The organism is Curtobacterium sp. BRB10, from assembly GCF_031844325.1.
In the GTDB taxonomy this organism is placed as follows: domain Bacteria; phylum Actinomycetota; class Actinomycetes; order Actinomycetales; family Microbacteriaceae; genus Curtobacterium; species Curtobacterium poinsettiae_A.
Map to the genome: position 1 here is coordinate 165685 of NZ_JAUZVA010000001.1, position 26275 is coordinate 191959.

24 protein-coding genes are annotated in these 26275 nt (G+C 71.0%); 9 read left to right on the forward strand and 15 right to left on the reverse strand.

Annotation, left to right across the window (positions count from 1 at the left end):
* Window positions 1-12: 12 nt before the first annotated feature.
* The 6 genes from Q9R26_RS00835 to Q9R26_RS00860 all read right to left on the reverse strand — a co-directional run bounded on the left by Q9R26_RS00835 (window position 13) and on the right by Q9R26_RS00860 (window position 5239).
* On the reverse strand, window positions 13-1026 hold the full coding sequence (locus Q9R26_RS00835) for a LacI family DNA-binding transcriptional regulator (RefSeq protein ID WP_311226284.1): 1014 nt from the start codon (window positions 1024-1026) through the stop codon (window positions 13-15).
* A gap of 28 nt (window positions 1027-1054) precedes the next feature.
* The gene (locus Q9R26_RS00840) at window positions 1055-2098 is read right to left on the reverse strand and encodes a Gfo/Idh/MocA family oxidoreductase (RefSeq protein ID WP_311226285.1); all 1044 of its coding nucleotides are present in this window, start codon (window positions 2096-2098) and stop codon (window positions 1055-1057) included.
* Window positions 2095-3117: a Gfo/Idh/MocA family oxidoreductase gene (locus Q9R26_RS00845; RefSeq protein ID WP_311226286.1), complete on the reverse strand. Its 1023-nt coding sequence runs from the start codon at window positions 3115-3117 to the stop codon at window positions 2095-2097. Before Q9R26_RS00845 ends, Q9R26_RS00840 begins: the two co-directional genes overlap by 4 nt.
* Window positions 3118-3225: 108 nt before the next feature.
* On the reverse strand, window positions 3226-4101 hold the full coding sequence (locus Q9R26_RS00850) for a PASTA domain-containing protein (RefSeq protein ID WP_311226287.1): 876 nt from the start codon (window positions 4099-4101) through the stop codon (window positions 3226-3228).
* Window positions 4102-4271: 170 nt separating this feature from the next.
* Window positions 4272-4502 carry a hypothetical protein gene (locus Q9R26_RS00855; protein ID WP_311226288.1) on the reverse strand — a complete coding sequence of 77 codons (231 nt, stop codon included), beginning with the start codon at window positions 4500-4502 and terminating at the stop codon, window positions 4272-4274.
* An 83-nt stretch (window positions 4503-4585) separates the two neighbouring features.
* Window positions 4586-5239 carry a CatA-like O-acetyltransferase gene (locus Q9R26_RS00860; protein WP_311226289.1) on the reverse strand — a complete coding sequence of 218 codons (654 nt, stop codon included), beginning with the start codon at window positions 5237-5239 and terminating at the stop codon, window positions 4586-4588.
* 41 nt (window positions 5240-5280) lie between these two features.
* On the opposite strand from Q9R26_RS00860, the gene Q9R26_RS00865 reads away from it, so the two are divergent.
* Window positions 5281-5838 carry a YbaK/EbsC family protein gene (locus tag Q9R26_RS00865; protein WP_311226290.1) on the forward strand — a complete coding sequence of 186 codons (558 nt, stop codon included), beginning with the start codon at window positions 5281-5283 and terminating at the stop codon, window positions 5836-5838.
* Here the strand turns inward: Q9R26_RS00865 and Q9R26_RS00870 are convergent.
* From Q9R26_RS00870 to Q9R26_RS00900, 7 genes are all read right to left on the reverse strand, one after another.
* On the reverse strand, window positions 5819-6187 hold the full coding sequence (locus tag Q9R26_RS00870) for a VOC family protein (protein ID WP_182065123.1): 369 nt from the start codon (window positions 6185-6187) through the stop codon (window positions 5819-5821). The genes Q9R26_RS00865 and Q9R26_RS00870 overlap by 20 nt on opposite strands.
* Window positions 6188-6206: 19 nt before the next feature.
* Window positions 6207-10058: an ATP-dependent RNA helicase HrpA gene (gene hrpA, locus Q9R26_RS00875; protein WP_311226291.1), complete on the reverse strand. Its 3852-nt coding sequence runs from the start codon at window positions 10056-10058 to the stop codon at window positions 6207-6209.
* A 39-nt stretch (window positions 10059-10097) separates the two neighbouring features.
* Complete coding sequence (locus tag Q9R26_RS00880; RefSeq protein ID WP_311226292.1) at window positions 10098-11930, reverse strand: DUF255 domain-containing protein; 1833 nt, start codon at window positions 11928-11930, stop codon at window positions 10098-10100.
* Window positions 11931-12021: 91 nt separating this feature from the next.
* Window positions 12022-12552 (reverse strand): AAA family ATPase, encoded by a 531-nt coding sequence (locus Q9R26_RS00885; protein WP_311226293.1) that lies wholly within the window; start codon window positions 12550-12552, stop codon window positions 12022-12024.
* A gap of 4 nt (window positions 12553-12556) precedes the next feature.
* Entirely contained in the window at window positions 12557-13624 is a 1068-nt protein-coding gene (locus Q9R26_RS00890; protein WP_311226294.1) for an NAD-dependent epimerase/dehydratase family protein, read from the reverse strand.
* Between the two features lie 112 nt (window positions 13625-13736).
* Window positions 13737-14600 (reverse strand): rhodanese-like domain-containing protein, encoded by an 864-nt coding sequence (locus Q9R26_RS00895; protein ID WP_311226295.1) that lies wholly within the window; start codon window positions 14598-14600, stop codon window positions 13737-13739.
* Between the two features lie 281 nt (window positions 14601-14881).
* Window positions 14882-16423, reverse strand: coding sequence for an MFS transporter (locus Q9R26_RS00900; RefSeq protein ID WP_182065117.1), 1542 nt, complete (start codon window positions 16421-16423; stop codon window positions 14882-14884).
* 169 nt (window positions 16424-16592) lie between these two features.
* On the opposite strand from Q9R26_RS00900, the gene Q9R26_RS00905 reads away from it, so the two are divergent.
* Window positions 16593-17255, forward strand: coding sequence for a helix-turn-helix domain-containing protein (locus Q9R26_RS00905; protein ID WP_311226296.1), 663 nt, complete (start codon window positions 16593-16595; stop codon window positions 17253-17255).
* A 118-nt stretch (window positions 17256-17373) separates the two neighbouring features.
* Here the strand turns inward: Q9R26_RS00905 and Q9R26_RS00910 are convergent, their stop codons facing one another.
* Window positions 17374-19005 carry a phospholipid carrier-dependent glycosyltransferase gene (locus Q9R26_RS00910; RefSeq protein WP_311226297.1) on the reverse strand — a complete coding sequence of 544 codons (1632 nt, stop codon included), beginning with the start codon at window positions 19003-19005 and terminating at the stop codon, window positions 17374-17376.
* 65 nt (window positions 19006-19070) lie between these two features.
* On the opposite strand from Q9R26_RS00910, the gene rsmI reads away from it, so the two are divergent.
* From rsmI to Q9R26_RS00945, 7 genes are all read left to right on the forward strand, one after another.
* Complete coding sequence (gene rsmI / locus Q9R26_RS00915) at window positions 19071-19892, forward strand: 16S rRNA (cytidine(1402)-2'-O)-methyltransferase (protein ID WP_311226298.1); 822 nt, start codon at window positions 19071-19073, stop codon at window positions 19890-19892.
* A gap of 134 nt (window positions 19893-20026) precedes the next feature.
* Entirely contained in the window at window positions 20027-21595 is a 1569-nt protein-coding gene (metG, locus tag Q9R26_RS00920; RefSeq protein WP_311226299.1) for a methionine--tRNA ligase, read from the forward strand.
* A complete protein-coding gene (locus tag Q9R26_RS00925; protein WP_311226300.1) occupies window positions 21592-22524 on the forward strand; it encodes a TatD family hydrolase in 933 nt (310 codons plus the stop codon). Before metG ends, Q9R26_RS00925 begins: the two co-directional genes overlap by 4 nt.
* Before the next feature lie 2 nt (window positions 22525-22526).
* The gene (rsmA, locus tag Q9R26_RS00930; protein WP_259580164.1) at window positions 22527-23378 is read left to right on the forward strand and encodes a 16S rRNA (adenine(1518)-N(6)/adenine(1519)-N(6))-dimethyltransferase RsmA; all 852 of its coding nucleotides are present in this window, start codon (window positions 22527-22529) and stop codon (window positions 23376-23378) included.
* 367 nt (window positions 23379-23745) lie between these two features.
* On the forward strand, window positions 23746-24288 hold the full coding sequence (locus tag Q9R26_RS00935; protein WP_311226301.1) for a hypothetical protein: 543 nt from the start codon (window positions 23746-23748) through the stop codon (window positions 24286-24288).
* Between the two features lie 46 nt (window positions 24289-24334).
* A complete protein-coding gene (locus Q9R26_RS00940; RefSeq protein ID WP_182065109.1) occupies window positions 24335-24874 on the forward strand; it encodes a hypothetical protein in 540 nt (179 codons plus the stop codon).
* 53 nt (window positions 24875-24927) lie between these two features.
* Window positions 24928-25470, forward strand: a complete 543-nt coding sequence (locus Q9R26_RS00945; protein ID WP_311226302.1) for a hypothetical protein — start codon at window positions 24928-24930, stop codon at window positions 25468-25470.
* A gap of 15 nt (window positions 25471-25485) precedes the next feature.
* Here the strand turns inward: Q9R26_RS00945 and Q9R26_RS00950 are convergent, their stop codons facing one another.
* Window positions 25486-26226: an SDR family oxidoreductase gene (locus Q9R26_RS00950; RefSeq protein ID WP_182065107.1), complete on the reverse strand. Its 741-nt coding sequence runs from the start codon at window positions 26224-26226 to the stop codon at window positions 25486-25488.
* Between the last annotated feature and the right edge of the window lie 49 nt (window positions 26227-26275).

Genomic DNA, 26275 nt, shown 5'->3' on the forward strand with positions numbered 1-26275 from the left:
ACGGCGTCGACGTCAGCGCGGGCGGTCGCCGACGCTCGCCCGCTCGACGATCCGGTGCGGAACGACGACGGTCTCCGGCGCGGCACCGCGGTCCGCGATCCGCCGGGTCAGCAGGTCGAGTGCCGCCGTCGCGAAGGCCCGACGGTCGAACGACACCGTGCTGAGCGACGGGATCGCGTACGCGGCCGCGTCGACGTCGTCGAACCCGATGACGCTGACCTGCTCGGGCACGCGGACGCCGCGGGCGGCCAGGACGTGCAGCACCCCGAACGCGATCGAGTCGGTGAAGGCGAAGACGGCGTCGGGCAGGGCGTGCTCGTCCAGCCAGGCCGCGAAGGTCGTCGCCGCGGAACTCGTGGTCCACGCCGGCAGCGGGACTCGGAGCGACGGGTCGGGCGTGATGCCGGCTGCGGTGAGCGCGGCGGTGTAGCCGCGTTCGCGGAGCTCGCTCGTCGCCGTCGCGGCGCCCTCGGGTGACGCCCCGACGACCGCGATGCGCCGGTGCCGGTGGGCGATGAGGTGTTCGGTGACCTGCTCGGCCGCCGCGCGGCTGTCGACGTGCACCTGGTCGACGTGCTCGGGCTCGACCTCGCCGATGACGACGGTCGGCGGCAGCCCCTCGGTCGAGGCCAGGACGCTCGCGCTGAGCGACACCGGGTTGAGGATCAGCCCGTCCACCAGGTGCGCGCGGGCACGGGAGACCAGTTCGCGTTCGCGGGCCGGGTCGTTGCCGGTCTGCTCGAGCTGCACGACCCAGCCGCGTTCGCGGGCGAGTTCCACGAAGGACTGGGCGAGTTCGGCGGAGTACGCGCTGCCCATCTCCGGCAGCGTCAGCGCGATCGCTCCGGAGCGGCCGTTCCGGAGCCCGCGGGCGGACAGGTTCGGCACGTAGTCGAGCTCGGCGACTGCGCGCTCGACGCGTTCGCGGGTCTCCGGGCGCACGACCACGCCGCCGTTGACGACGTTGGAGACGGTCTTCGGGGACACCCCGGCGAGGGCGGCCACGTCCCGCACGGTTGCGCGCATCGGGACGAGCGTAGCGCGCCGGCGGTGCTCAGTCCGCGACCTGCACCGGCACCGTCCTGCCCGTCCGCACCGACTCCTGCGCCGCCAGCACGATCGACAGCGTCCGCAGCCCGACCCCGACGTCCGGCTGCGGCTGCTCCCCGGCCCGCACCGCCGCCAGGAACGTCCGGAGCATCGGCAGGTCGTGGTCGGGTCCGTACCGGAGTTCGATCGGCCGGCCCCCGACCGCGTCGAGCCCGCGAGCAGCCGCGCCGAAGAAGTCCACCGACACCGTGCCACCGGTCCCGGCGACGTCGAGCGTCAGCCCACCCCACACCGGCGACGTGTCCGGGCGGCTCCACGAGCAGTCGATCGCCGCGATCGTGCCGTCGTCGTACGTGATGGTCACCAAGCCCGCGGTCTCGGCGTTCGCGCGGTCGGCGTGCAGCACCCGGTTCGCGACGGCGGTGACGGACACCGGTGCCGCTCCGGTCAGTCCGTCGATCAGGTCGGCGACGTGCACGACGTGGTCGACGAGGGCGCCGCCGCCGCTCAGTCGGACGTCGGTGAACCAGTCGCGGGCGAGCGGGAGCATGCCGTTGTTCGCGCCCCGCACCGAGAACACCGTGCCGAGTGCGCCCGAGTCCCGCGTCGCACGCAACCGGTCGAACGCTGAGGCGAAGCGCACCAGGAAGGCCATCATCAGCAGCACCCCGGCGCGGTCCACCGCATCGCGGATGGCGAGGCCGTCCTGCCACGACGTCGCGAGCGGCTTCTCGCAGAGCACGTGCGCCCCGGCTGCCGCCGCGAGCTCGACGTACTCGCGGTGCCGCGCGTTCTCGCTCGTGACGATCACCGCGTCCGGCCCCCAGTCGAGCAGCTCGTCGACGGAGTCCGCGTACCCGGCGCCGAGCGCGCGTGCCAGTTCGGCTCCGCGCAGGTCGCCGAGCTCCGTCCCCGTCGACACCGCGCCCGTCGACAGCCCGTCCGGGTCCGTCCCGCGCACCTCGACGTCGGGCATCGCCGCCAGGGCACCGAGATAGCTGATGGCGTGCGTGTGGGCGAAGGAGAGCACCCCGACCCGGAGCGTCACCGCGACACCTCCACCGGCTGGCCGGACTCGATCGAGGCGATCGCCGCGTTCGCGATCCGCACCGCAGCGACGCCGTCGTCCACGGTCACCCGGGGCGGTGCACCACCGTCGAACGCGGCGAGGAAGTCGGCGAGCTCCAGCGCGAACGGGTCGTCCGCCGGGTCGACCGTCGGCAGGAAACCGTCCACGGAGGCCGGTGCCGCGAGGTCGCTGCGGGTGTCCTCCTCTGCCCGGGACGAGTGCGACAGGCTGCCGAGCGTCCCCGTCACCGAGTACTCGGTCGTGAAGGCGAGGTGCTGCGGCCCCCACAGCCCGGCGACGTGGCTGATCGCGCCCGACTCGTGCGTGAGCAGGACGTGCGCCGCTTCGACCGGCTCGGCCTCGGAACCCGCGCGGACGCTCACCGCCGACACCCGGGTCACCTCGCCTGCCACCCAGCGCGCGATGTCGAGGTCGTGGATCATCTGGTCCATCACGATCCCACCCGACAGCGCGCGGTCGCCGAACCAGGGGACGTGGGTGGGAAAGGCGCCCGACCGCGAGAACCGCAACACCGCCAGGTCGCCCAGGAGGCCCGTGGTCGCGGCCTCGTGCAGGCGCGCGTACGCAGGGAACCAGCGCACCACCTGGGCCGGGTAGAGCTGCACGCCCGCGTCCGCAGCGCGCGCCGCCAGGTCCGCCGCGTCCGCGTCGGTCCGGGCCAGGGGTTTCTCGGAGACGACGTCCTTGCCGGCCGCGATCGCCGCACGGACGACCTCGGCGTGCGCGTGCGTCGGGACCACCACGTCGACGACGTCGACCCCGGCGAGGAGGTCGTCGAGACTGTCGGCGACGGTGATCGTGCTGCCCTCGGCCCGGGCGGTGTCGGTGAAGGCGGCGACGAGTTCGTGGGCGCCCTCGCGAGCGTGCACCACCACGTCACCCAGGCGGAGCAGCCCGGGCAGGTGGGCGACGGAGATACCGCCCGCGCCGACGAGGCCGATGCGTTTGCGGGCCGAGGACTCCGACTGCGACGTCATGGGGTCAGCGTAGGAGATGCGGTCCGAGGACGTCTCGGGCGTCACGGGGGCCGAGGCGTTCTTCGTGGTTCGGCGCCCCGGAACACGCGTCGTGTGGAGCGAGAGTGGTCAGTTCGTCTTCACGAAGACGCTCCCGTCACCGAACGATGCGATTCCGCCGTGGAAGGTATTGGGGACCTCGAACACGACCTTGCCGGTCGCGCTCTGACCAGCACCGAGCGTCACGCTCGGCATCTCCTCTACGTCGCTGAGGTACGTCGAGTCGTACACAGCACCGTCGGTTGCCGCCAGAGCGACGTCATATGCTGCAGAACTCGCGTCGACCCCGGCAGTTGACGCCGTGACGTGCACCGTGAGCACCACGTACTTCATGTTCGCGTCAGGTTGCTCGTACTCGTTCGCGGAGGTGTAGTTGTCGTTGTACCCGTCGATCCACTGTGTGTAGTCAGTCTCAGTGTCATCGAGACGGTTCGTGCTGGTCATTTGGAACTTCGTGCCGACAGGGGCGGGGGAATTGGCGCTGGAACCATCCGTTTCCGCCGGCGTCAGTCGGACTGTCGAGCCTTTCGCTACTCGTTGACCTGCGGCAGGAGACTGGCTGGCGATCCCCGCGGATGAGTCGGCGTCGCTCGTTTCCGGGACAAAGCCCGCATCTGTCAATGCAGCGGCTCCGTCCTCGATGGTCTTGCCCACCACATCGGGAACCTCGACCTGCGCGCTGTCTGCAGCGTCGTCGGTCGCATCGGCGGCGCTCGTCGCCTGTACAGCAGAAGGCGCAGAGCTGAACGCGGTGAGACCGTAGACGGTGCCGAACACGAGCGAGAGCACCACCCCGATTCCACCCAGGACTGTCCCCGTCACTCCGGCTCTGACTCGGCGAGCTAGCGCCAAGATTCCGAAGACCAACGCGAGTACGCCCAGCACGAAGCCGAGATGCAGAACGACTGGAACGAACGACAGAACCACGGAGATGATGCCCAACACCAGTGCCGCCGTAGCGAGGCCCTTCGCCGGATGCGACCGCGGGGATTGTGGCTGCATGGGGAATGGAGACGGCGTACCCGGGGCGTACGGACCAGACATGCTTACTCTCCTGAAATGAGGGACGTTCAAGAGGACAGTACTGGGGGCTCACGCCATTCTGGAAGCCGCCTTCACCCCCAGATCGGGAGGTGAGCGATGAGCCGTACGTGCTCAGAACACCGACGGCACGCGTGATCGAGGTCCAGGGGACCCATCGGGCCACCGCCGATGCCGCCCGCGACCGGTCCGGCGCCCGGCACCGGGTCGAGGAACGAGTACGAGGACTGGTCGGAGACGGCTGCGGCGACCGGGGCACCCGCCGGGGAGTCCCAGTCGAAGAGCGCGGCGTAGAAGGCCCGCAACCGATCCGGGTCGGGCCGATGAGTTCGACGTGCACCACTGCGTTCGTCATGCGCGCCGTCCTACTCCGGCCGATGCCCTGAGGTCAGCCGAGCCAGCCAGGGTCGGCGAACAGCTCCTCGAGCTCGCGCAGCAGCCGGGTCGTGTGGAAGCCGTCGGCAGCCGCGTGGTCGATGTGCAGCGCCAGCGGCAGCAGCGTCCGGTCAGCAGCGGTCCGGTACCCGCCGAGCGTGATGATCGGCAGCAGGTGGTCCCAGCCGTCGCGCACCTGGAGCGAGAAGCCGGTGAACGACGCTCCCGGCAGGGTCGAGACGTCGAACACGTTGCTGGGTCGGTCGTCCTGCGGGAACATCCGGGTGTCGTCGCGGTACCGCTCGATCGTCGACACCGCAGCGTCGTGGAAGGCGCCGAAGTCGTCGTCGTACGGCACGACGAGGGCGGAGAACGTCTCGGTGTCCGGGTGGAACACGGTGAACATCGGGTGGACACGGTCCCACACGGCGGGGGAACCGTCGTCGAGCAGCTGCATCCGGAACTCGTCGTGCCGGTTCACCACGGTCGCGATCGCCCAGAGCTGCGACGCGTAGGTTCGACGGCCGGTCGCTCGGACGCGCTCGACGAAAGCCGTGACGTCGAGTTCGACGGTCACCTCGTACGCGCACGGCACGCGGTGCCGGTAGTGCTCGAAGTGCTCCCGGCGGGGCCACTGGTCGACGTCGATCGCCCGGACTTCGGTCATGGCTCCAGCCTCGTGCGGGATCGCTTCCCTACGGTGGAGCCATGCCGACGCTCGAACGTGTTCCCGCCCTGGTCGCCACCGGATTCCTCGCGATCCCCGTCGCCGAAGCCCTCGTCGCGTTGCCGGCCGAGGTCGTCGCGAAGATCGAGGGGGCCCCGATCGACGCCGACCTGGCCGACATCGCCGCGTTCTCGGAGGCGTACGGCTACCCGCTGGCCGGCGGCGCGAACTGCATCGTCGTCGCGGGGAAGCGCGGTGACGAGATCCGCTACGCCGCCTGCGTCGTCCTCGCATCGACCAAGCTCGACGTCAACCGGGTCGTGAAGCAGCTGCTCGACGTCCGCAAGGCGAGCTTCGCCCCGATGGACGAAGCGGTCGAGCTGACCGGCATGGAGTACGGCGGCATCACCCCGATCGGGCTGCCGTCCTCGTGGCCGCTCTACATCGACGCGCGCGTCCTCGACGCCCCGGAGGTCGTCATCGGTGCCGGTCGTCGCGCCGCCAAGCTGTTCCTGCCCGGCGCCGCACTCACCGCGCTGCCGAACGTGACCGTGGTCGAGGGTCTGGCGACCGAACCGGTCAGTCCGACGGCCGGATGAGGCAGAACGGGTGCCCTGCGGGGTCGAGGTAGACGCGGAACGTCTCCGTGCCCGACCCCGTCGCCGTCGCACCGATCGCGAGCACCGCTGCCTCGCCGTCGTCGAGGTCGTCGACCTTCACGTCGAGGTGGCTCTGCTGCGGGACCGTCTGCCCCGGCCAGTCCGGCGCCCGGTAGTCGTCGACCTGCTGGAACGCCAGGATCGGACGGTGGTCGGTGAACGGGAGGGCGAGTTCCGCCCAGTCCTCGTCGAAGCCGACGATCTCCCCACCGAGCAGTTCGGCGTAGAAGCGGGCGAGGGTGCGGGTGTCCGGGCAGTCCAGGACGACGACGTCGAGTGTGCCGATCATGGCCGACACGGTAGACCCGTCAGCGCGCGGCGGTCAGAGCCTTCGTGATCCGCTGCAACGAGACGGTCTCGGCGGTCCCGAGTTCCTGCGCGAACAGGCTCAGCCGGAACTCCTCGAGCATCCACCGCGCGTGCACGAGCTCGGGGTGCGCGCCGACCGCGGGCGGGAAGGTGCCACCGGCATCGGTGTAGCGGTCGGTCGCCACGGTGACCTCGCGCATCCAGGTCGCGTCGCGTCCGGGGTTCTGCAGCAGCTTCTGCACGCGCGCCTCGATGCCCTGCAGGTACACGCGGATGCGGCGCAGTCGGTCGAGCCCCGCGACGGCGACGAACCCCGGGAACACCAGGCGCTCCATCTGCTGCCGCATGTCGCTGAGGGCGGCGAGCAGCGACATCGAGTTCGCCTGCTTGAGTGCTCGTTCGGCGGAGCGCTGTGCTGCCAGGACGGCCGCGACCTCGGACACCGCGGTGAACATCGTGTCGACGACCGAGGCCGACACGGCATCGCGGACCGACTCGAACTCGGCCTTCGTGAAGACGAGGCCGTCCGGGTGGGCACGACGGATGCCGGCGTCGACCACGGCGGCCAGCACGTCGTCGAACAGCGCGGCGGTCGACGGGTAGGGGCTGGCGGCGAGCGCGAGCTTCTCCTGCGCGGTCAGGTGCGACTGGATGTACGACACGGGCGACGGCACCGCGTGCATCACCAGACGGCGGACCCCGGCGGGCATCCGGACGACGCGGTCGGACGGGGTGGCCAGCAGCTGCACGCCCACGGTCGCCTTCGGGCCGGTGCCTTCCTCGACCAGGGACGGGTACGCGCGGATGACGCCTCCGGCCTGCTTGGTGTCGAGGGTCTGCGGCAGGTCCTGGTCGGGCCACGCGGTGAGTCCGGAATGTTCCAGCGGACGACCGGTACCGGCGGATGCGACGCGAGCCGCGCCTCCGGTCCGTCCCGCGCCCTTCGCCGTGGCGGAGGCGACGCTCTGCTGGGTCCGGTCCTTGAGCTTGGTCTGCAGGACCGACAGGTCCTTGCCGGTCTCGACCCGGCGACCACGCTCGTCGACCACGGCCCACGTCGGCAGCAGGTGCGCGGGGACGCGGGACAGGTCGAAGTCGGACTCGGAGACCGGCACGTAGGTCATGCGCTGGATCGCCTTGGCGAGGGTGGCGCGGAACGACTCCGTCGGCTCGGTCGGGGCGTCGTCGGGCAGCTCGGCGACGATCTTCTCGGCCCAGTCGGCAGCGGGCACGACGTTCTTGCGGATCTGCTTCGGCAGCGACTTGATGAGCGCGGTGACGAGTTCCTTGCGGAGGCCGCGCACCTGCCAGTCGAAGCCCTCTTCACGCATCCGCGGCAGGAGCGCGAGGGGGACCTGCACGCTGACCCCGTCGTCCTGTGCGCCGGGTTCGAAGCGGTACTGGATGGCGAGACGCTGGTCGCCGCTCCGCCACTGGGTCGGGTACTCGACGTCGTCCTCGGCGGCCTCGGCCGCTGATTCGTCCAGCAGGTCCGAGCGGCGCATCGTGAGCAGGTCCGGCTGCTCACGGCGGGTCGTCCGCCACCACCCCTCGAAGTCGCGGGTCGTGGCGACGTCGGCCGGGATGCGGGCGTCGTAGAACTCGTAGACGTTCTCGTCGTCGAGCAGGATGTCCCGGCGGCGGGTGCGTTCCTCGAGCTGCTCGAGTTCCTTGCGGAGCTTCCGGTTGGCGCGGTCGAAGGCCTGCTGCGACTCCCACTCGCCCTCGACCAGGGCGTGCCGGATGAAGAGTTCACGGGAGTGTTCCGGGTCGATCCGCGAGTACTGCACGCGGCGACGCTGCACGATCGGCACGCCGAACAGGGTCACCCGCTCGTAGGCGACGACCGCCCCCTGCTTCTTCTCCCAGTGCGGCTCGCCGTAGGTGCGCTTGAGCAGGTCACCGGCGAGTGGCTCCACCCAGGCGGGGTCGATCCGGCCGACGGTCCGGGCGAACAGCCGGCTCGTCTCGACGAGCTCGGCGGCCATCACGGCGTCGGGCTGCTTCTTCGCGAGCACGCTGCCCGGGAACACCACGAACCGGGTGTTCCGCGAGCCCAGGTAGTCGCGCTTCTCGCGGTCCCGCAGGCCGATCTGGCTGAGGAGTCCGGCGAGCAGTGCACGGTGCACGGCGTCACCGTCGTCGGAACGGGACTGCCCGACTCGGACGTCGACCTGCTTCGCCGCACGGGAGAGCTGCCGGTACAGGTCCTGCCACTCGCGGATGCGCAGGTAGTTCAGGAACTCGGCCTTGCACAGCCGGCGGAACGCGCTCGACGACAGTTCCTCCTGCTGGTCCTCGATGTGGTTCCAGAGGTTCAGCAGGGTCAGGAAGTCGCTCGTGGGGTCGGCGAACCGGGCGTGCAACTGGTCGGCGTGCGCGCGCTTCTCGAGGGGGCGCTCGCGGGGGTCCTGGATGCTCAGGGCGCTGACGATCGCGATGACCTCACGTCCGACACCCTGCCGCCCCGCCTCGAGCACCATGCGACCGAGCCGGGGGTCGATCGGCAGCCGGGTCAGCTGTCGCCCGGACTTCGTGATGCGGCCGTCCTTGTCGACGGCACGGAGTTCGCGGAGCAGGTCGAGGCCGTCCTTCACCCCGCGGCTGTCCGGCGGCTGCAGGAACGGGAACGACTCGATGTCCCCGAAGCCGAGCGAGATCATCTGCAGGATCACCGCGGCGAGGTTCGTGCGGAGGATCTCGGGGTCGGTGTACTCGGGACGTCGGCCGAAGTCGTCCTCGGAGTAGAGCCGGATCGCGATGCCGGCACTCGTACGGCCCGCTCGACCGGAGCGCTGACTGGCGCTGGCCTGCGAGATCGCCTCGATCGGCAGGCGCTGCACCTTGGCCCGCGGGGAGTACCGCGAGATGCGCGCCGTCCCCGTGTCGATCACGTACTTGATGCCGGGCACGGTCAGCGAGGTCTCGGCGACGTTCGTGGCGAGGACGACACGACGGCGGATGCCCGGGGTGTGCCGGCGTTCGAAGACCCGGTGCTGGTCGGCGGCGGACAGGCGGCCGTACAGCGGCAGGACCTCGGTGCCGGGGTAGCGCTTGCCCTCGATCGCGTCCTGCGCGTCGCGGATCTCGTTCTCGCCGGACAGGAACACGAGCACGTCGCCCGGGTCCTCCTGCGCCAGCTCGTCGAGGGCGTCGGTGATGCCCTGCAGGGTGTCGCGGTCGTCGGCTGCGTTGCCGCTGTCACCGGTGCGGGAGTCCGACTCGTCGTCGGCGTCGTCGTCCTGGTCTTCGGCGACGAGGGGACGGTACCGGATCTCGACCGGGTAGGTGCGGCCGGACACCTCGATGATGGGGGCGTCGTCGAAGTGCTTCGAGAACGACTCCGGGTCGATCGTCGCACTCGTGATGATGAGCTTCAGGTCGGGGCGGCGGGGGAGCAGTCGCTTCAGGTAGCCCAGCAGGAAGTCGATCGTCAGGGACCGCTCGTGCGCCTCGTCGATGATGATCGTGTCGTACCGCTTGAGGTCGCGGTCGAAGTGGATCTCGTTCAGCAGGATGCCGTCGGTCATCAGCTTCACGCGGGTCTCGGAGCTGACCTTGTCGGTGAACCGGACCTGGTAGCCGACGAGCCCGCCGAGCTCTCCGCCGCCCAGTTCTTCCGCCACGCGTTCGGCGATGGTCCGCGCCGCGATCCGGCGGGGCTGGGTGTGCCCGATGTGCTCACGACCGAGCTCGAGGCAGATCTTCGGCAGCTGCGTCGTCTTGCCGGAGCCCGTGGCCCCGGCGACGATGACCACCTGGTTGTCACGGATGGCGGCCGCGATGTCGTCCCGCCGCTGCGAGACCGGCAGTTCGGGCGGGTACGTGATGACGGGCAGCGGAGAAGACATGAGCATTCCAGGATACAGGCGCGCCGGGCGGCTGGTGCGTCAGGCGATCTGCTGGGCCAGGGCGTCCGCCGACCGGGTCGGCAGTTCGCACACCTGGTCGTGGCAGACGTACGCGGCAGGCTCGAGCACGTCGCGTCCCTCGAACACCGAGAAGCCCGCCTCGGCCCAGCCGCGTGCCTGCTCCGGCGTCGTGGTGGCGACGACCGTGCCGGGGCGCCGAGCACGGTGTGCCACGGCTCGCATCGGGTCGTCGGTGCCGCTCGTGACGACGACGATCTCACGCGACGGCCGTTGCAGGGCCAGGGCGACTCCGAGGGCATCCGCGTGACCGAGGGGTCGCTCGGTCCCGGTGCGGGCGCGGTCGGCGACGAGTCGTGCCGCCGCGCTCCGCAGTGCCTCGTCGCCCGTCAGCGCCCCGAGCGTCGCGGCGGCCGATGCCAGCGCCACGGTGCCGGACCGCATCGCGGTCTGCGGTTGTTCGCCCGTGGCGGTCCCTGCAGCGGCCAGCACCGGGTCGACGTCGAAGCGCCCGGCCAGGCCGTCGTCGACGAGCGAGCGTGCGACGGTCGCGTAGGAGACCTCGCCCGTCACCAGGGCCAGTTCGAGCAGCCCTTCGGCGAGCAGTCCGACGTCCTCGACGGTGGCCGGGGCGGAGGACACCCCGCGCGGTGTGCTGGACCGCACCGCCACGTGGCCGTCCTGCACGTGGGCGGCGAGGACCGCGTCGGCCGCGCCCCGCGCGAGCGCGACGAGTTCCGGATCGCCGTGCCGTGCGCCGGCGATCGCGAGCCCCCGGATCGCCAGGCCGTTCCAGCCCGTGAGCACCTGGTCGTCCAGCGGTGGTGGGTCGAGCTGGGCGCGCTCGGCGATCGGCCGGTGGTACCACTCGCCCTCGACCCGACGGCCGTCGATGGTCGACTCGCTGTCCTGCGCGGCGACGAACGCCCCGTCGGCGCGCCGCAGCGTGTCCCGGAGGAAATCGGCGATGCCGCGCGCCTGCTCGGCCCCCGCGACCGCGAGCAGCCCCGCGTTGTCGTAGAGCATCCGTTCGTAGTGCGGCACGCTCCAGTCGCGCTTGGTGGCGTACCGGAAGACGCCGCCGTCGGCGTCGGTCAGCTCGGACGCGCGGATCGCGTGCAACGACCGCTCGAGCAGCCCGTCGGCCTCGGCGTCGCCGTCGGCCGCCGCGTCGGCGAGGAACTCGAGCAACGGCGTGCTCGGGAACTTCGGCGCGCCGCCGAATCCGCCGTAGGTGGTGTCCTCGGCCTGGGACAGCTGGTCCGTGACGGCCCGGATGGCGTCGACGGACGGGAGGCCCGGGTCGGCGCCGGCACCGCCCTCGCCCGAGCGGGCGGTCGCGTCCGCCACGGCACCCTGCCGGATCGCCGTCGCGATGGCCGAGGCGTTCGCGTCGACCTCGTGCCGACGCTCGGTCCAGGCATCGAGCACCGCGGCCAGGATCTGCCGGAACGCCGGGACCTGCCCGACGGGAGTGGGCGGGAAGTACGTCCCCGCGAAGAAGACGTGCCCGTCCGGCGTCAGGAACGTCGTCAGCGGCCAGCCGAGCTGCTGCGTGAACGCACTCGCCGAAGCCATCAGGCTTGCGTCGACGTCCGGCCGTTCTTCGCGGTCGACCTTCACCGACACGAAGTCCCGCCGGAGCAGCTCGCCGATCTCCGGGTCGGCGAAGCTCTCGCGCGCCATGACGTGGCACCAGTGGCACGTGGCGTACCCGACGGACACCAGCACCGGGACCCCGCGCTCGCGCGCTTCGGCGAAGGCTTCGGAACCCCACTCGCGCCAGTCGACCGGGTTGTCGGCGTGCAGACGCAGGTACGGGCTGACCGAGGTGCCGAGGCGGTTGTCGTTCATGGCTCCAGCGTGCCCGCCCACCACTGAGCGGACCACCGCCCGGGGACATCTGTGGACGGGTTGGCCACTCTGCACAGGCCGTGCGGAGAGATCAGCGCTCGAGCCACCCCGTGACCGCCGCGAGCCGTGCGGCCACCTGGGCGGGGCTCTGGCCGTCGGTGCCCACCCGGGTGACCGTGTCCGCGGTGGCCGCGTCGAGCCTCCCGGCCGTCCGCGTGCTGTGCGCGAGCTGCGCCTGCGGGACCGCACCACCCGCTCGTCGTGCGAGCCGGTCGGCGGTCGTGTCGTCGGACGCGCGGAGCAGGACGACGCTGACCAGCGGGTCGTCGCCCATCGCCGCCGCGAGTCGGTCGTGTTCGAGCACGGACACGGTGTTGGTGTACACGAGTCGGTGGTGACCGATCGCCCGGTAGCCGGCCCAGATCGTGGCGAGGTTCTGCTCGGCCAGGTGGGCCTCGGGGTGTTCGACGTGCGGTGCCGGGTGGGCGAGGTCGAGCAGGTCGCCCTCGATCACCGAGTGCCGGACGTCCGCCGCGACGAGCAGGTCGTGCAGTGCCTCGGCCGCCGTGGACTTGCCCACACCGGAGCGTCCACCGATGAACAGGACCTCGGACCGGGGCACCGTGTCAGCCCAGGTTCAGGGAGAGGAGTGCGAGGGCGGCGTCCTCGGGGCCGTAGTCGAACATGTGCTCCCAGAACGGGTCGTCGGCCCACGGGACGTCGCCGTCGGCGGGCGTCGCGTGGGCGGTCTCGACGAGCCATGCCAGCTCCGGGGCGACGGCGGTCGCGAACTCCGGCGGTTCCCAACCCAGGCCACGTGCTGCGGTGGTGTCGAGGACGAACGGCGACGGCGACGACCAGGGCGTGCCGCCCACGAAGGCGGGTGCGTCCTCGTCGAGCAGGACCTCGTCGAACCGGTGGTCCAGGTGTCCGGCGATCGTGCGGACGATCTCGAGCGCGGTCGGCGCAGACGCGTCCGCGACGTTGAGGATCCGGCGGTCCGGCGCGTCCGCCACGAGTCGGACGAGCGAACCGATGCCGCTCGCCGCCGTCGTGTGGTCGACGCCGCGGCCGTGGTCGGCGAGCAGGATGCGCTCCCGGCCGTCGAGCACACGGCGGACGACGAACCACTCCCGCGGGCGGCCGATGCCGACGCCGTACACCTTCGACGGACGGAGCACCGTGACCGGGGCGCCGTGGTCCAGCAGGACCTGTTCAGCCGCCACCTTCGCGGCGCCGTACCCGTCACGACTCGTCGGGTCGCCGTCCCCGGCGGTCACGGTGGGCTGGATCTCGGTGACCGCGCCGCCGAACACCGGCTTGTCGAGCGAGTTCGCGTGCCGACCCTGCTCGTCGGCGTAGACGGCCTTGGACGAGACGAAGACCGTCGAGCCGACGTCGTCGAGGAACGGCAGGAGCTGCTGGGCGTCGTCGCGCGTCACACCGACGGTGTCGACGAGCAGGTCGGCCCCGGGGCGGAGCAGGTCACGCAGGACGGGACGGTCGCGTCGGTCGCCGGGGACGAACGTGGCCCCGGAAGCCGTCAGGCTGTCGGCGACCGGGCCACCGCGTCGGGCGACGAGGTCGACCTGCCAGTCGTCGCCGCCGCGGCCCGAGGCGTCGAGGAGTGCGCGGGCGACGGCCGAGCCGATGCCGCCGGTGCCGCCGAGGATGACCGCGCGTCTGGTGCTCATGGTGCAACGGTAGTGCGGCGGGGCCGTCGCTCCGCTGCCGTCGGTCCTCGGCTGCCGGGCCTCGGTCCGCGTCCGTCGGCCAGACGGGGTCCTCGTTCCGCTTTCGGTTCCGTCAGGAGGCGAGCTGCTCGTGCCGCCACCAGTCGGCCAGCGAGCCGTCGTAGACCTTCACCCGGTCGTGCCCGAGCACCGTCAGGGCGAGGGCGTCGACGCACGCGGCGCTGCCCACCCCGCAGTACGTGACGATCTCGTCGGCACCGATCACCGCGGCGAAGGCCCGCTCGAGTTCGGCACCGCGCAGGTACACGTTCGTCTCGGGGTCCACCACGGTGTCCGCCGTGATCGGGGTGCTGCCCGGCACGATCGGCGGGTGGTCGTCGCTGCTGAGGGCGGCCCAGGGCGCGGCGAACACCAGGGACGCCGGCTCTTCGCCGGAGACCGCGCGGGTGACGCGGTCGTGGTCGGCCCAGAGCGCACGTTCTTCGCCGGCCAGGAACGCACCGGCATCGGGGTCGGACGGCGCCGCGGGGGTGCGGAGTGCGCCAACGCGGACCGGGCGGCCCTCGTCGCGCCACTTCGTGAAGCCGCCGTCGAGCACCGCGACCGAGTCGAAGCCGAACGAACGGAAGATCCACCACAGGCGTGCAGACCACTCGCCGACGCTGTCGTCGTAGACCACGACGGTCGAGGTGTTCGTCACGCCGAGCCGTGCTGCGGCGACCTCGAAGCGCTCGGCGCCGGGGCGGGTGAACGGGACGTCGGCGTCTGCGGCGGAGAAGTCGTCGATCAGGTCGGCGAAGCGGGCGCCGGGCACGTGGCCGCGCTGCTCGTGGGCGTCCCGCCCGGGGAACCAGGTGGTGTCGAACCCGGCCCCGACCGTGTGCACCGACGCGTCGAGCACGACGAGCTCGTCAGCACCGAGGTGGTCTGCGAGCCACTGCGTCGACACGAGTGGCGAGGTCAGGACGGGGGCCATGTTGCACACCATAATCCGCACCCCTGACGTGGGCCAGGGACGTGGACACACGGCGCAACCGGGGGTGGGGTGGATGCGTGGGCAGTGGTCGACGATGCGCCGGTCGTTCGACGAGTGGTGAGTCGGAACGTGCGTGGGCACCGAGTGCGTGCGCATCCATCGACGATGCACGCGTCGTTCGACAGGTGGATCGTCGCGGAACGGGTGCGCCCCCCCGCACGCGCAACGGCCCGCCCCGGCAGGGCCGGAACGGGCCGTCGGCGCCGAGCGAGCCGCCAGCGTCAGTGCGCCGCGGCGGGGATGCTCCCGGTCGTGGCGGACCCGGCACGTGCGAGCCGCTCGACCCGCACCGACTGCCGGTTGATGAGCAGTCCGCCGGCCAGGGCGACGAGCACGAGCACGCCGGCCGAGATGCCGAACGCCACGTGGTACCCGTCGAGCGTGGCCTGGGCCTGCTGCAGCTTCGTCGGTGCGGCCGACAGCCCGGACAGGCTGTTCGACACCACGTCCGCGAAGATCGTCGACAGCAGCGCCGTGCCGATCGAGCCACCGATCTGCTGCATCGTGTTGACCGTCGCCGATGCCACACCGGCATCGGCTCGGGCGACCCCGGTCGTCGCGGTGTTCATCGCGGACGAGAAGATCGTGCCCATGCCGAGGCCGATCACGATCAGCGCCGGCAGGACGGTGCCCGCGTAGGAGCTGTCCAGGTCGGTGCGGAGCAGCAGCAGGAGCCCGGTCGCGGCGACCAGGCCGCCGGCGAAGATGAGCACCTTCGGCCCGACGCGCGGCAGCAGACGGCCACCGATCTGCGTCGCCGAGATCATGATCGACAGCGGCATCGGCAGGAAGGCGAGACCGGTCTGCAGCGAGCTGAACCCGAGGGTCTGCTCCAGGTAGTAGGTCAGGAACAGGAAGATGCCGAACATGCCGATCGCGACGAGGCCGATGGCGATGAACGAGCCGCCGCGGTCACGGTCGAGCACGACGCGCAGGGGCAGCAGCGGGTGAGCGACGCGGGTCTCGATGAAGACGAACGCGGCGATGAGCACGACGCCGGCGGCGAGCATGGCGATCGTGACGGGGGAGTCCCAGCCGTTGGTCTCGGCGTTCGAGAAGCCGTAGACGACCCCGACCAGACCCGCGGTGATGGTGATGACGCCGAGCACGTCGATGCGCGGACGCTCGACCTTCGGCGGGCGCTCCATGAAGACGAGCGCGCCGATCACGCCGAGCACGGCGAAGACGACGTTGACGTAGAGGCACCAGCGCCACGAGGCGTACTCGGTCAGCACGCCGCCGAGCAGCAGGCCGATGGCCGCGCCCGAGCCGGCGATGGACCCGAAGATGCCGAACGCGCGACCGCGTTCCTTGGGGTCGCGGAACGTGGTGGTCAGCATGCCGAGGGCGGACGGGGCGAGCAGCGCGCCGAAGACGCCCTGCAGTGCGCGGGCCGCGACGAGCAGGCCGAACGAATCGGCGAGGCCACCGAGCACCGACGCGACGGCGAAGCCGACCAGCCCGATGATGAAGGTGTTCTTGCGGCCGAACAGGTCGCCGAGACGACCGCCGAGCAGCAGCAGCGAGCCGAAGGCCAGCGAGTACGCGGTGACGATCCACTGCCGCTGGTCGGTGCCGAAGTCCAGGTCGGCCTGGGCCGAGGGCAGGGCGATGTTCACGATGGTCGCGTCGAGCACGACCATCAGCTGTGCGAGGGCGATGACCGCCAGGGCGATCCAGCGGTGGTTGCTCTTGGCGGGGGTGGTGCCCGGAGTCGTGGGTGCTGTCCCGGTGGGGGTCGGCACGGTGTGTTCTGCCGTCACGGCAGCCTCCTTCATGAAGGTTGGAGGGGGACTCGGAGCGCGCACCGTCGGGCGCTCCGAAAGGAGAGGGGGTCGAACCGGATGCGCAGCATCCGCTTGTGGCCAGTGTAGACCGAAACGGAGGAACCGCATCCACTTGTTCCCAGATAGTTCAACTAGGTTCGTCCTCGTGAGCACCACCGAGTCCGCGTCCGACCTCGAGCGACCGCTGCGCGCCGACGCAGCGCGCAACCGCGAGCTGATCCTGCAGACGGCGCGCAAGTGCTTCGCGGAGCGCGGGCTCTCCGTCACGTTGAACGACATCGCGCACGAGGCCGGCGTCGGGGTCGGCACCGTCTACCGCAGGTTCGCCGACAAGGACTCCCTGATCGAGGCGCTGCTCGCCACCAAGTTCGAGGCCATGAACGAGGCCGCTGCGCGCGCCGCGGACGTGTCCGACCCGCGCGAGGCGCTCCGCGTCTACCTGATGGGCGTCTTCGCGTTCCGTGCGCGCGACCGCGCCCTCGCCGACGCCATCGTCCGCGCCGGCAAGGCCCGACCGTCCATCGTGCAGGAGCGCGACCGGCTCGAACGGCAGGTCGCCGCGATCATCGGCCGTGCCGAGGCCGCCGGCGTCGTCCGCCCCGGCTTCGACTCCCGGGACCTGCCGATGCTCACCGCGATGGTCGGCGCGGTCGCCGACGCCACCCGCGAGCACGACCCGGACGCCTGGCGCCGCTACGCGGAACTCCTGGTCCAGGGCGTCCTGCCGGGCACGGACGACACCGCGCCGATGCTCGGCGAACCGCTGGACCGCGAGTCGATCGAGCGCGCGCTGCACGCGCAGTCCTGACCAGGGACGGACCGGAGGCCCGTGGCGGCGCCGCCACGGGCCTCCGGTCCGGCGGTGGTCGCCACCAGAGCGCGCGGCGCGACGCGCGCGACCGGACCGGCCGGATCCGCCCGGCCGGCTACAGCCAGCTGGGGATCCAGTAGTGCGACCGGACGAAGTCCCAGGGCACCTGCATCGCCGTCCACATCGGGTACCAGTAGACCGAGGCGAGCACGACGACGCCCAGGTACACACCGACCCACAGGATCGCCCGTGACCTCCGTGACCGTTCGTCGCTCCGTCTGCCGAGCACCACCCCGATCGCGGCGGCCAGCGCCATCACCATGTAGGGCTCGAAGGCGATCGTGTAGAACTGGAACACCGTCCGGTCGACGTACATCAGCCAGGGCAGGTACCCCGCCGCGACCCCGAGCAGGACGAAGCCGTACTCCCACTTCCGGCGCAGGATCCAGAGCACGAGCAGTGCGACCGTCGCGATGACCGAGGCGTACCAGATGAACGGGTTCGCGATGCCGGTGATCGCCTCGCCGCAGCGGTTCGCCCAGCAGCCGTCCTGTCCGGCGTCCGTGCCGACGTAGAACATCGACGTGGGGCGTTGCATCACGAGCCAGAGCAGCGGGTTCGCCTGGTACGAGTGCGGGGTGTGCAGCCCGATGTTGAAGGCGTAGATCTCCGACTGGTAGTGCCACCAGTTCTGCAGGCTGTCCGGCACCCAGGCGAGCACTCCGGTCCAGCGTTCGCCGCCCGAGGACAGCCAGTTGCGGTCCCAGCCGTCCTTCGACACGAACCAGCCGGTCCAGGACGCCACGTAGGTCACGGCGGCGATCGGCACGGTCAGCAGGAACGACACCGGTGCCTGCTGCAGCAGCGCGCTCGACGACCAGAACTCGACCCCGGCGCGACGGCGCATCATCATGTCGCTCAGCACGGAGTACACGGCGAAGAACGCCAGGAAGTACACCCCCGACCACTTCGTCGCCGCTGCCAGCCCGAGGGCCAGGCCCATCGCGAACAGCCACGGACGCCACCAGAGCACCGGCCCCCACAGGGTGGGCCGGCCGGCGGCGGCGCGGGCGGCGACCCACTCGTCGAGCCGCCGTCGACTCTGCCGACGGTCGAGCAGCAGCGCCCCGAAGCCGAGGATGACGAAGAAGGTCAGGATGCCGTCGAGGAGCGTCACCCGCGACATCACGATCGCCTGCCCGTCGATCGCGAGCAGGAAGCCGGCGAGCGTGCCGATCATCGTCGAACGGAACAGCGACCGGGCGATCACCGCGGTGAGGAACACCGTCGCGATGCCGAGCACGGCCACCGTGAAACGCCAGCCGAACGAGTTGTCCGCGCCGAACAGCAGCATGCCGATGCCGATGAGGTACTTGCCGAGCGGCGGGTGCGCGATGAACTCCGCGGCACTCGTGAAGATGTCCGTCTCACCGCGGACGAACCGGTCGTCGGTCGTCGGGGCGGTGTCACCGCTCGGGTTCGCGGGCCAGGTGCCCTCGTACCCGAGGTGCACGATCGACCAGCCGTCCTTGACGTAGTACGTCTCGTCGAACACGAGCGAGTGCGGGTTGCCGAGGTTCACCAGCCGCAGCACGGCGGCGAGGAGCGTCACCGCGAGCGGACCCGTCCACCGCCACACGGCGACCCGCTGCGACGTGGAGAGCACCCGCCCCCACCAGTCGTCCAGGCGCGAGCCGACCGGCCCGTCGGGCACGGCCGTGCGGTCGTCGGTCAGCTCGCTGGTCATCGCTGAGCATCCTACGGATCGACCGCGTGTCCCCGCTCGGACGGCGGTGCACCCACAATGGGTGCGTGATCGTCCTCGCAGCAACGCCCATCGGCAACCTCGGGGACGCCTCGCGCCGTCTCGTCGAGACCCTCTCCAACGCCACGGTCGTCGCGGCGGAGGACACCAGGACCGCCATCCACCTGATGCGCGCCCTGGGCATCGAGAACCGTCCGCGGCTCATCGCCCTGCACGAGCACAACGAGCGGGCGAAGGCGTCCGAGGTCGTCGAGCTCGCCCGTGACGAGGACGTCGTGGTCCTGACCGACGCCGGGATGCCCGCGATCAGCGACCCGGGCTTCCCCCTCGTCGAGGCCGCCGCGGCCGCCGGGGTCACCGTCACCGCCCTGCCCGGGCCGTCGGCCGTGCTCATGGCGCTCGCCGTGTCCGGGCTGCCCACCGACCGCTTCACGTTCGAGGGGTTCCCGACCCGCAAGGCCGGGGAGCGTCGCCGGGCGTTCCAGGCGCTGGCGGGGGAGCAGCGGACGATGGTGTTCTTCGAGTCCCCGCACCGGCTGGCCGAGACCCTGGCCGACATGGCCGTCGGGTTCGGGGGCGACCGCCGCGCCGCGGTGTGCCGTGAGCTCACGAAGCTCTACGAAGAGGTCCGCCGTGGGCCGCTGGACGAACTCGTCGCGTGGGCGTCCGACGGTGTGCGGGGCGAGATCTGCGTCGTCGTGGCCGGCGCGGCCGAGGCGACCGAGGAGGCGACGCTCGACGACGGCGTCCGGCTGGTGCTCGAGCGGGTGGCCGCAGGCATGCGCATGAAGGAGGCCGCCGCGGCGGTCGCTGACGCGACCGGGCTGTCGAAGCGCGACCTGTACGAGGGGGCGCTCGCGGCGCGCTGAGCGGGGCTCGTCACGTTCCCGTTCGCCGGTCTGGAGGCGCGGGGCGGGCCCGTCGCGGGCCTCCCGGACCCGGTTCTCCACCGTCCACCGCCGCGCGCGTCATCAGGGTTCGGTGCGCCCGTAGGATGGTCCGCATGTCCGCCGGGTCCTCGTTCAGCATCACCACGCCGATCTTCTACGTGAACGACGTGCCCCACATCGGGCACGCCTACACCGAGGTCGCCGCGGACTTCCTCGCGCGCTGGCACCGGCAGCGCGGTGACGACACCTGGCTGCTCACCGGCACGGACGAGCACGGGCAGAAGATCCTGCGCACCGCCTCGGCGAACGACGTCTCGCCCAAGGAATGGGCAGACCGCCTGGTCAACGATGCCTGGAAGCCACTGCTCGACACGGTCGACGTCGCGAACGACGACTTCATCCGCACCACCGACGAACGGCACGAGCGTGGCGTGACGGCGTTCCTGCAGAAGCTCTACGACGACGGCTTCATCTACGCCGGCGAGTTCGAGGGCTTCTACTGCGTGGGTTGCGAGGAGTACAAGCAGCCGAGCGACCTGGTCGCCGGCACCGGTGCGTACGAGGGTCAGCAGGTCTGCGCGATCCACTCGATCCCGGTCGAGGTCCTGGCCGAGCGCAACTACTTCTTCCGGATGTCCGACTTCGAGCAACGCCTGCTCGACCTGTACGAGTCGAACCCGCTGTTCATCCAGCCCGAGAGCGTCCGCAACGAGATCATCTCGTTCGTCAAGCAGGGGCTCCGTGACCTGTCGATCTCGCGTTCCAGCTTCGACTGGGGCATCACGATCCCGTGGGACAGCGACCACGTGCTGTACGTGTGGTTCGACGCCCTGCTCAACTACGTCACGGCCCTCGGCTACGGCACCGACGACGACGAGGCCTTCCGGCGCCTCTGGCCGAGCGTCCACATCGTCGGCAAGGACATCGCCCGCTTCCACGCCGTCATCTGGCCGGCCATGCTCATGGCCGCTGGTCTGCCCGTACCGGAGCGCGTCTTCGGCCACGGCTGGCTGCTCGTCGGCGGCGAGAAGATGTCCAAGTCGAAGCTGACCGGCATCGCGCCGTCCGAGATCACGGACACGTTCGGTTCCGACGCGTTCCGCTACTACTTCCTGCGCGCCATCACCTTCGGGCAGGACGGCAACTTCAGCTGGGAGGACATCTCGGCGCGCTACCAGGCCGAGCTCGCGAACGGGTACGGCAACCTGGCCTCCCGCCTGGTCGCGATGCTGCAGAAGTACTTCGACGGCGCGGTCCCGACCCGGGGTGCGCTGACCGAGTCCGACCAGGCGATCGACGACCTGGCGATCTCGGTCACCGAGCGTGCCGACGCCGCGGTCGCCGCCTTCGCCCCGCACGACGCGATCGCCACCGTCTGGGAGCTCGTCGACGCCCTGAACGGCTACATCACCGAGCAGGCGCCGTGGACCCTGGCGAAGGACGACGCCGACCGCGAGCGGCTCGGCACGGTCCTGACCACGGCACTCCGCGGCCTGGGCACCGTCACCGTCCTGCTCTCCCCGGTCACGCCGAAGGCGACCGAGAAGCTCTGGGCCTCGATCGGCGCCGGAGGCTCCGTCACCGAGCAGCGGGTCGACCGCGCGTTCGAGTGGCAGGGCGCAGCGAACGTCGTGCCGCTCGAGAGCGGGCTGTTCCCGCGCATCGAGCAGGTCTCCGCGTGACCGACGCGGAACCGCACGTCCGGGCGCGTGGTGACGGGTCGTCCGGCGGGTCGAAGCGCGACCTGACCTACCCGCCGCTGCCCCAGGCGCTCGTCGTGCCGGTGTACGACAACCACACCCACATGGAGATCGCCGACGGTGTCGGCGACGGGGGTGACGGACCGCTCGAGTACCGCGAACACCTCGACCGCGCGTCGAGCGTCGGCGTGCGCGGTGTCGTGCAGGTCGGCACCGACCTCGCCACCTCGGAGTGGTCGGCGTCGATCGCCGCTCGGGAGCCCCGGGTCCTGGCGGCCGTCGCGCTGCACCCGAACGAAGCGCCCGTGCTGCAGGAACAGGGGCTGCTCGACGAGCACCTCGCTGGGATCGAACGGCTCGCCGCGCTGCCGCGGGTCCGGGCGATCGGTGAGACCGGCCTGGACTTCTTCCGCACCGGCGAGGACGGCCGTGACGCCCAGGTCCGTTCGTTCGAGGAGCACATCCGCATCGCGAAGGAGCACGACCTCGCGCTGACGATCCACGACCGCGACGCGCACGACGCCGTGGTCGAGGTCCTCGACCGCGTGGGTGCCCCGGAGCGGACCGTCTTCCACTGCTTCTCCGGCGGCCCGGACCTCGCCCGGCTCTGCGCCGAGCGCGGCTGGTACATGTCCTTCGCCGGCACCGTGACGTTCAAGAACGCCGCCGTGCTGCGTGAAGCCCTGGTCGTCGCCCCGCGGCACCTGATCATGATCGAGACCGATGCACCGTTCCTGACGCCCACCCCGTTCCGTGGTCGCCCGAACGCGCCGTACCTCATCCCCCTCACCCTGCGGTCGATGGCGGAGACGCTCGGCACGGACGCCTCGATGCTCGCGGCCCAGATCGCCTCGAACACCGAGCTCGTCTACGGCGCGTGGGACGCCGAGCCCGTGACGGTGGACGAGTAGTCGTGGGTGCACTGCTCGGCCCGGCGGAGATCCGGGAGCTCGCGGCCGAACTCGACGTCACCCCGACGAAGAAGCTCGGGCAGAACTTCGTGCACGACGCCAACACCGTGCGGCGCATCGTGTCCGTCGCCGGTGTGACCCCGTCGGCACAGGTGCTCGAGATCGGGCCGGGGCTCGGATCGTTGACGCTCGGGCTCACCGAGACCGGCGCACCCGTCACCGCCGTCGAGATCGACAAGCGCCTGGCCGCCAAGCTCCCCGCGACGGTCGCCGCGTTGCAGCCCGACGCCACGCTGACCGTGGTCCAGCAGGACGCCATGACGGTCGCCGCGTCGGACCTCGACGTCGAGCCGACGCACCTCGTCGCGAACCTGCCCTACAACATCTCCGTGCCCGTGCTGCTGCACCTGCTCGCGACCTTCCCGTCGATCGAGCGGTCGCTCGTCATGGTGCAGGCCGAGGTCGGGTACCGGCTGGCCGCCGGCCCCGGCAGCAAGGTCTACGGTTCACCGAGCGTCAAGGCCGCCTGGTACGGGTCGTGGAGCACCGCCGGGTTGGTCAGCCGTCAGGTCTTCTGGCCGGTGCCGAACGTCGACAGTGTCCTGGTGGCGTTCGACCGTCACGAGCCCCCGGGCGACGAACTCCTGCGGTCGCGAGTGTTCACGCTGGTGGACGCCGCGTTCCAGCAGCGGCGCAAGATGCTGCGGCAGAGCCTGTCCGGGGTGCTCGGCGGCAGTGCGCACGCGTCCGAGGTCCTGACGGCGGCGGGCATCGACCCGACCGCCCGGGGTGAGGCGATCGGTGTCGACGACTTCGTGCGGCTCGGGCGGACGGTCCTCGCTGCTGCCGAGTGACGTCTGGTCGACGGACAGGCGGCGAAATACGGAATGTTCTGTGGCGTCCGTTCGGCGCTCCTACGGTTGACTCCATCGACCAAGGAGGCACCGTGCGACCAGCCGAATCACCCCATCCGCTCCGCCGTGTCCCGACCGAGGCGCAGGCCGCAGAGGGACGTCTTCGAGCGCTGCGGCGAGCTGACCTCGATCATCAGCGAGCAACGAGCATCTCCACTGCGGCGGAACGTCGAGCCCTCTTCGCCGGGACACCGCGGCCGGAGGGCACGTTCGAAGAACGTCGCGAGCGTCGGCGGCGAGCGTCCGAGTTGATCGATCCGGACTTCTGGGTCGAGCCGACCGCGGCGTTCCACGGTCGACTCTGACCGTGTTCGATCGACTCGAGCCGCATCAGTTCGACGAGTACCGGGTCCTCGAGTTCAACGACTGCGCCGCCCGGCCGGACGTCGTCCTCGTCGACTCCAGTTTCATCCGGAGCGCTCTGCGCCGATGCGAGCGTCAGGATGCCGAGGTGGTCACCTTCCTCGATCACCTCGACCTGGTCGGCACCGAGATCCTGTACAGCGCCTACACGGAGTTCGAGGTGCTGCAGGCTGCTCACGGGATGGGCGCGGAAGCCGCTCGTCGCCACGTCGCCGCGTTGAGGGAATTGCTGCGGTCGACTCAATTGCACTGGGTCGGGATCGATGCCGTCAGCGACGAGGTCCCGCACCTCATGGAGCAGTTCGGGTTGACCGTTTCGGGTGCCGTTCACGTCGCAACAGCGTCGGATTGGGAGGTCGACGGCTTCGTGACGGTCGATCCGGCATTCGGGGTGGTCGACAAGGAGCGCCTGCCGCTGATCATCGACGCCGGGGGCGCGAAGCAGGCGCGTCGCTTGCGGGCGCGGTCCGGTCGTGACGTGACCTGACCTGACTTGGCGGTGCTCCGCACGCTCTGCGCCCTACGATGACGGCATGACCGACGGCACGGTTCGCTCGCACGCACAGGGGATGGCGCCCGACCGCGTCCTCGCAGCGACGGGCAGGTCACCGGACGAGTGGCACGCCCTGATCGACGGCGCAGACGGGACCACCATCGGGCACGCGGCGATCGCGTCCTGGCTGATCGACCAGGGCGTCGAACCGTGGTGGGCGCAGGGCATCACCATCGGCTACGAGCAGGCCCGCGGACTCCGCATCCCCGGTCAGCGCACGGACGGCACCTTCGCGGTGTCGGCGTCACGACAGGTCCCGGGTGAACGCGAGGCGGTGCTCGACCGGATCGTGCCGGTGTTCACGGCCGCACTCGGGTCGGCGCCGACGTCCGGACGCCGCGGCGGCAAGCGCCCGTCGGCACGGTGGACCTTCCCCGACCGCGAGTCCGTGCTGCTCACCACCGAGGACGGTCCCCGGCCGGACACCGTCCGCATCTCGGTGCAGCGGGAGCGGCTCACCGGCCCCGAGCGGATGCCCGACGCCAAGGCCGAACTGCAGCGGCTCCTCGCCGGACTCTGACACCGCGAACGGGGGTGCGCGGGCCGAGCGCGGACGCCCCTACGATCGACTCCGTGCCCCGTCGACCCGTCAGCCGCCTCGCCATCGCCATCACTCTGATCGCCGTCATCGGTGGCATCGCGATCATCGTGCTCTCGGTGCGTGACCTCGTGCAGCGTCCGACCGACGACGTGGTCTGGGTGCGACTGCTGGCAGGTGCAGCGATCATCGGCTGGGGCGTCGCCTTCAGCATGCTCGGCCGGTATGACGCGAATGCCGACGACGCCGACGACGCCGCCGACTCGCGCGGCGCCGACGACGCCGCCGACTCGCGCGGCGCCGACGACGCCGCCGACTCGCGCGGCGCCGACGACGCCGTCGCGCTCGGCTCCACGCCCGTTCGTCCGGTCCAGCGAGCGGCCACGGCGTTCATGTGGACCGCGATCGCGGCGTGGGCCTACGAGATCCTCCGGTCGTGGTTCGGATGGACCGTGTGGGGTTCCGCGCTCGGCCTCGTCGTGGTGTGCGGCCTCCCCGTGCTCAACCAGTTCCTCGACCGGGTCATTGCCCGACGCGAGGCCGGCGACGCCCCCGGTCCGGAGAACGCCGCCGGCTGAACCTGCTCGCCGGGCTCAGTGCCCCGCGCCGGCCATCATCTCGAGGATCTGCTGGTGGTTGCCGTTCCGCTCGGCGAAGCGCAGCGGGTGCACGTTCTGCACCAGGATCTCCGGGGCAGCGCCGGACTCGATGAGCGCCATGACCTCGTCGGCGAAGGCGTCGAGCGGCATCCCGCCGAAGTCGGCGCCGCCCATCAGATCGGTCATGACGGCCGGCGGGGCGAGCTCGAGCACCTCGACGGACGAACCGACGAGCTGCTGTCGCAGGGCCTGGGTGTACGAGTGCACCCCGGCCTTCGTGGCGTTGTAGGTCGGCGTGGCGGTCAGCGGCACGAACGCGAGACCGGACGTGACGGTCATCAGCGTCGCGGCGGGCTGGGCGAGCAGGTGCGGCAGGAAGGCGTCGATGAGCCGGATCGTCCCGACGAGATTCGTCTGGATGGTCTCGATCGCGTCGTCCATGTGGTCCGAGGAACGCAGGTCCTCGTTGCGCATGATGCCGGACATGGTGATGAGGGCGTCGAGGGTCGGGTACGCCTCGAGCACCGAGCTGGCAGCGGCCTCGATCGACGCCGCGTCCGCGACGTCGATCTGCACGGTGCCGAAGCCGTGCTCGGCGGCGAGGGAGTCGAGGAGCGCCTGACGACGCCCGCCGATGACGACGGTACTGCCGGCGGCCTGCAGACGCTGGGCGAGAGCGAGACCGATGCCCGAGGTCGCGCCGGGGATGAAGACGGTGGAGTTCGTGATGTCCATGACCACGACGATGCTCCGCGGGCAGGGGTGCAACCAGAGCGCGGTCATC

Excerpts from the sequence above, each read along its gene's own strand:
- Q9R26_RS00835 (WP_311226284.1), bottom strand. The coding sequence starts at position 1,026 with ATGCGCGCAACCGTGCGGGACGTGGCCGCCCTCGCCGGGGTGTCCCCG.
- Q9R26_RS00845 (WP_311226286.1), bottom strand. The coding sequence starts at position 3,117 with ATGACGTCGCAGTCGGAGTCCTCGGCCCGCAAACGCATCGGCCTCGTC.
- Q9R26_RS00860 (WP_311226289.1), bottom strand. The coding sequence starts at position 5,239 with ATGACCGAAGTCCGGGCGATCGACGTCGACCAGTGGCCCCGCCGGGAG.
- Q9R26_RS00865 (WP_311226290.1), top strand. The coding sequence starts at position 5,281 with ATGCCGACGCTCGAACGTGTTCCCGCCCTGGTCGCCACCGGATTCCTC.
- Q9R26_RS00870 (WP_182065123.1), bottom strand. The coding sequence starts at position 6,187 with ATGATCGGCACACTCGACGTCGTCGTCCTGGACTGCCCGGACACCCGC.
- hrpA (WP_311226291.1), bottom strand. The coding sequence starts at position 10,058 with ATGTCTTCTCCGCTGCCCGTCATCACGTACCCGCCCGAACTGCCGGTC.
- Q9R26_RS00880 (WP_311226292.1), bottom strand. The coding sequence starts at position 11,930 with ATGAACGACAACCGCCTCGGCACCTCGGTCAGCCCGTACCTGCGTCTG.
- Q9R26_RS00890 (WP_311226294.1), bottom strand. The coding sequence starts at position 13,624 with ATGAGCACCAGACGCGCGGTCATCCTCGGCGGCACCGGCGGCATCGGC.
- Q9R26_RS00895 (WP_311226295.1), bottom strand. The coding sequence starts at position 14,600 with ATGGCCCCCGTCCTGACCTCGCCACTCGTGTCGACGCAGTGGCTCGCA.
- Q9R26_RS00910 (WP_311226297.1), bottom strand. The coding sequence starts at position 19,005 with ATGACCAGCGAGCTGACCGACGACCGCACGGCCGTGCCCGACGGGCCG.
- metG (WP_311226299.1), top strand. The coding sequence starts at position 20,027 with ATGTCCGCCGGGTCCTCGTTCAGCATCACCACGCCGATCTTCTACGTG.
- Q9R26_RS00940 (WP_182065109.1), top strand. The coding sequence starts at position 24,335 with ATGACCGACGGCACGGTTCGCTCGCACGCACAGGGGATGGCGCCCGAC.
- Q9R26_RS00950 (WP_182065107.1), bottom strand. The coding sequence starts at position 26,226 with ATGGACATCACGAACTCCACCGTCTTCATCCCCGGCGCGACCTCGGGC.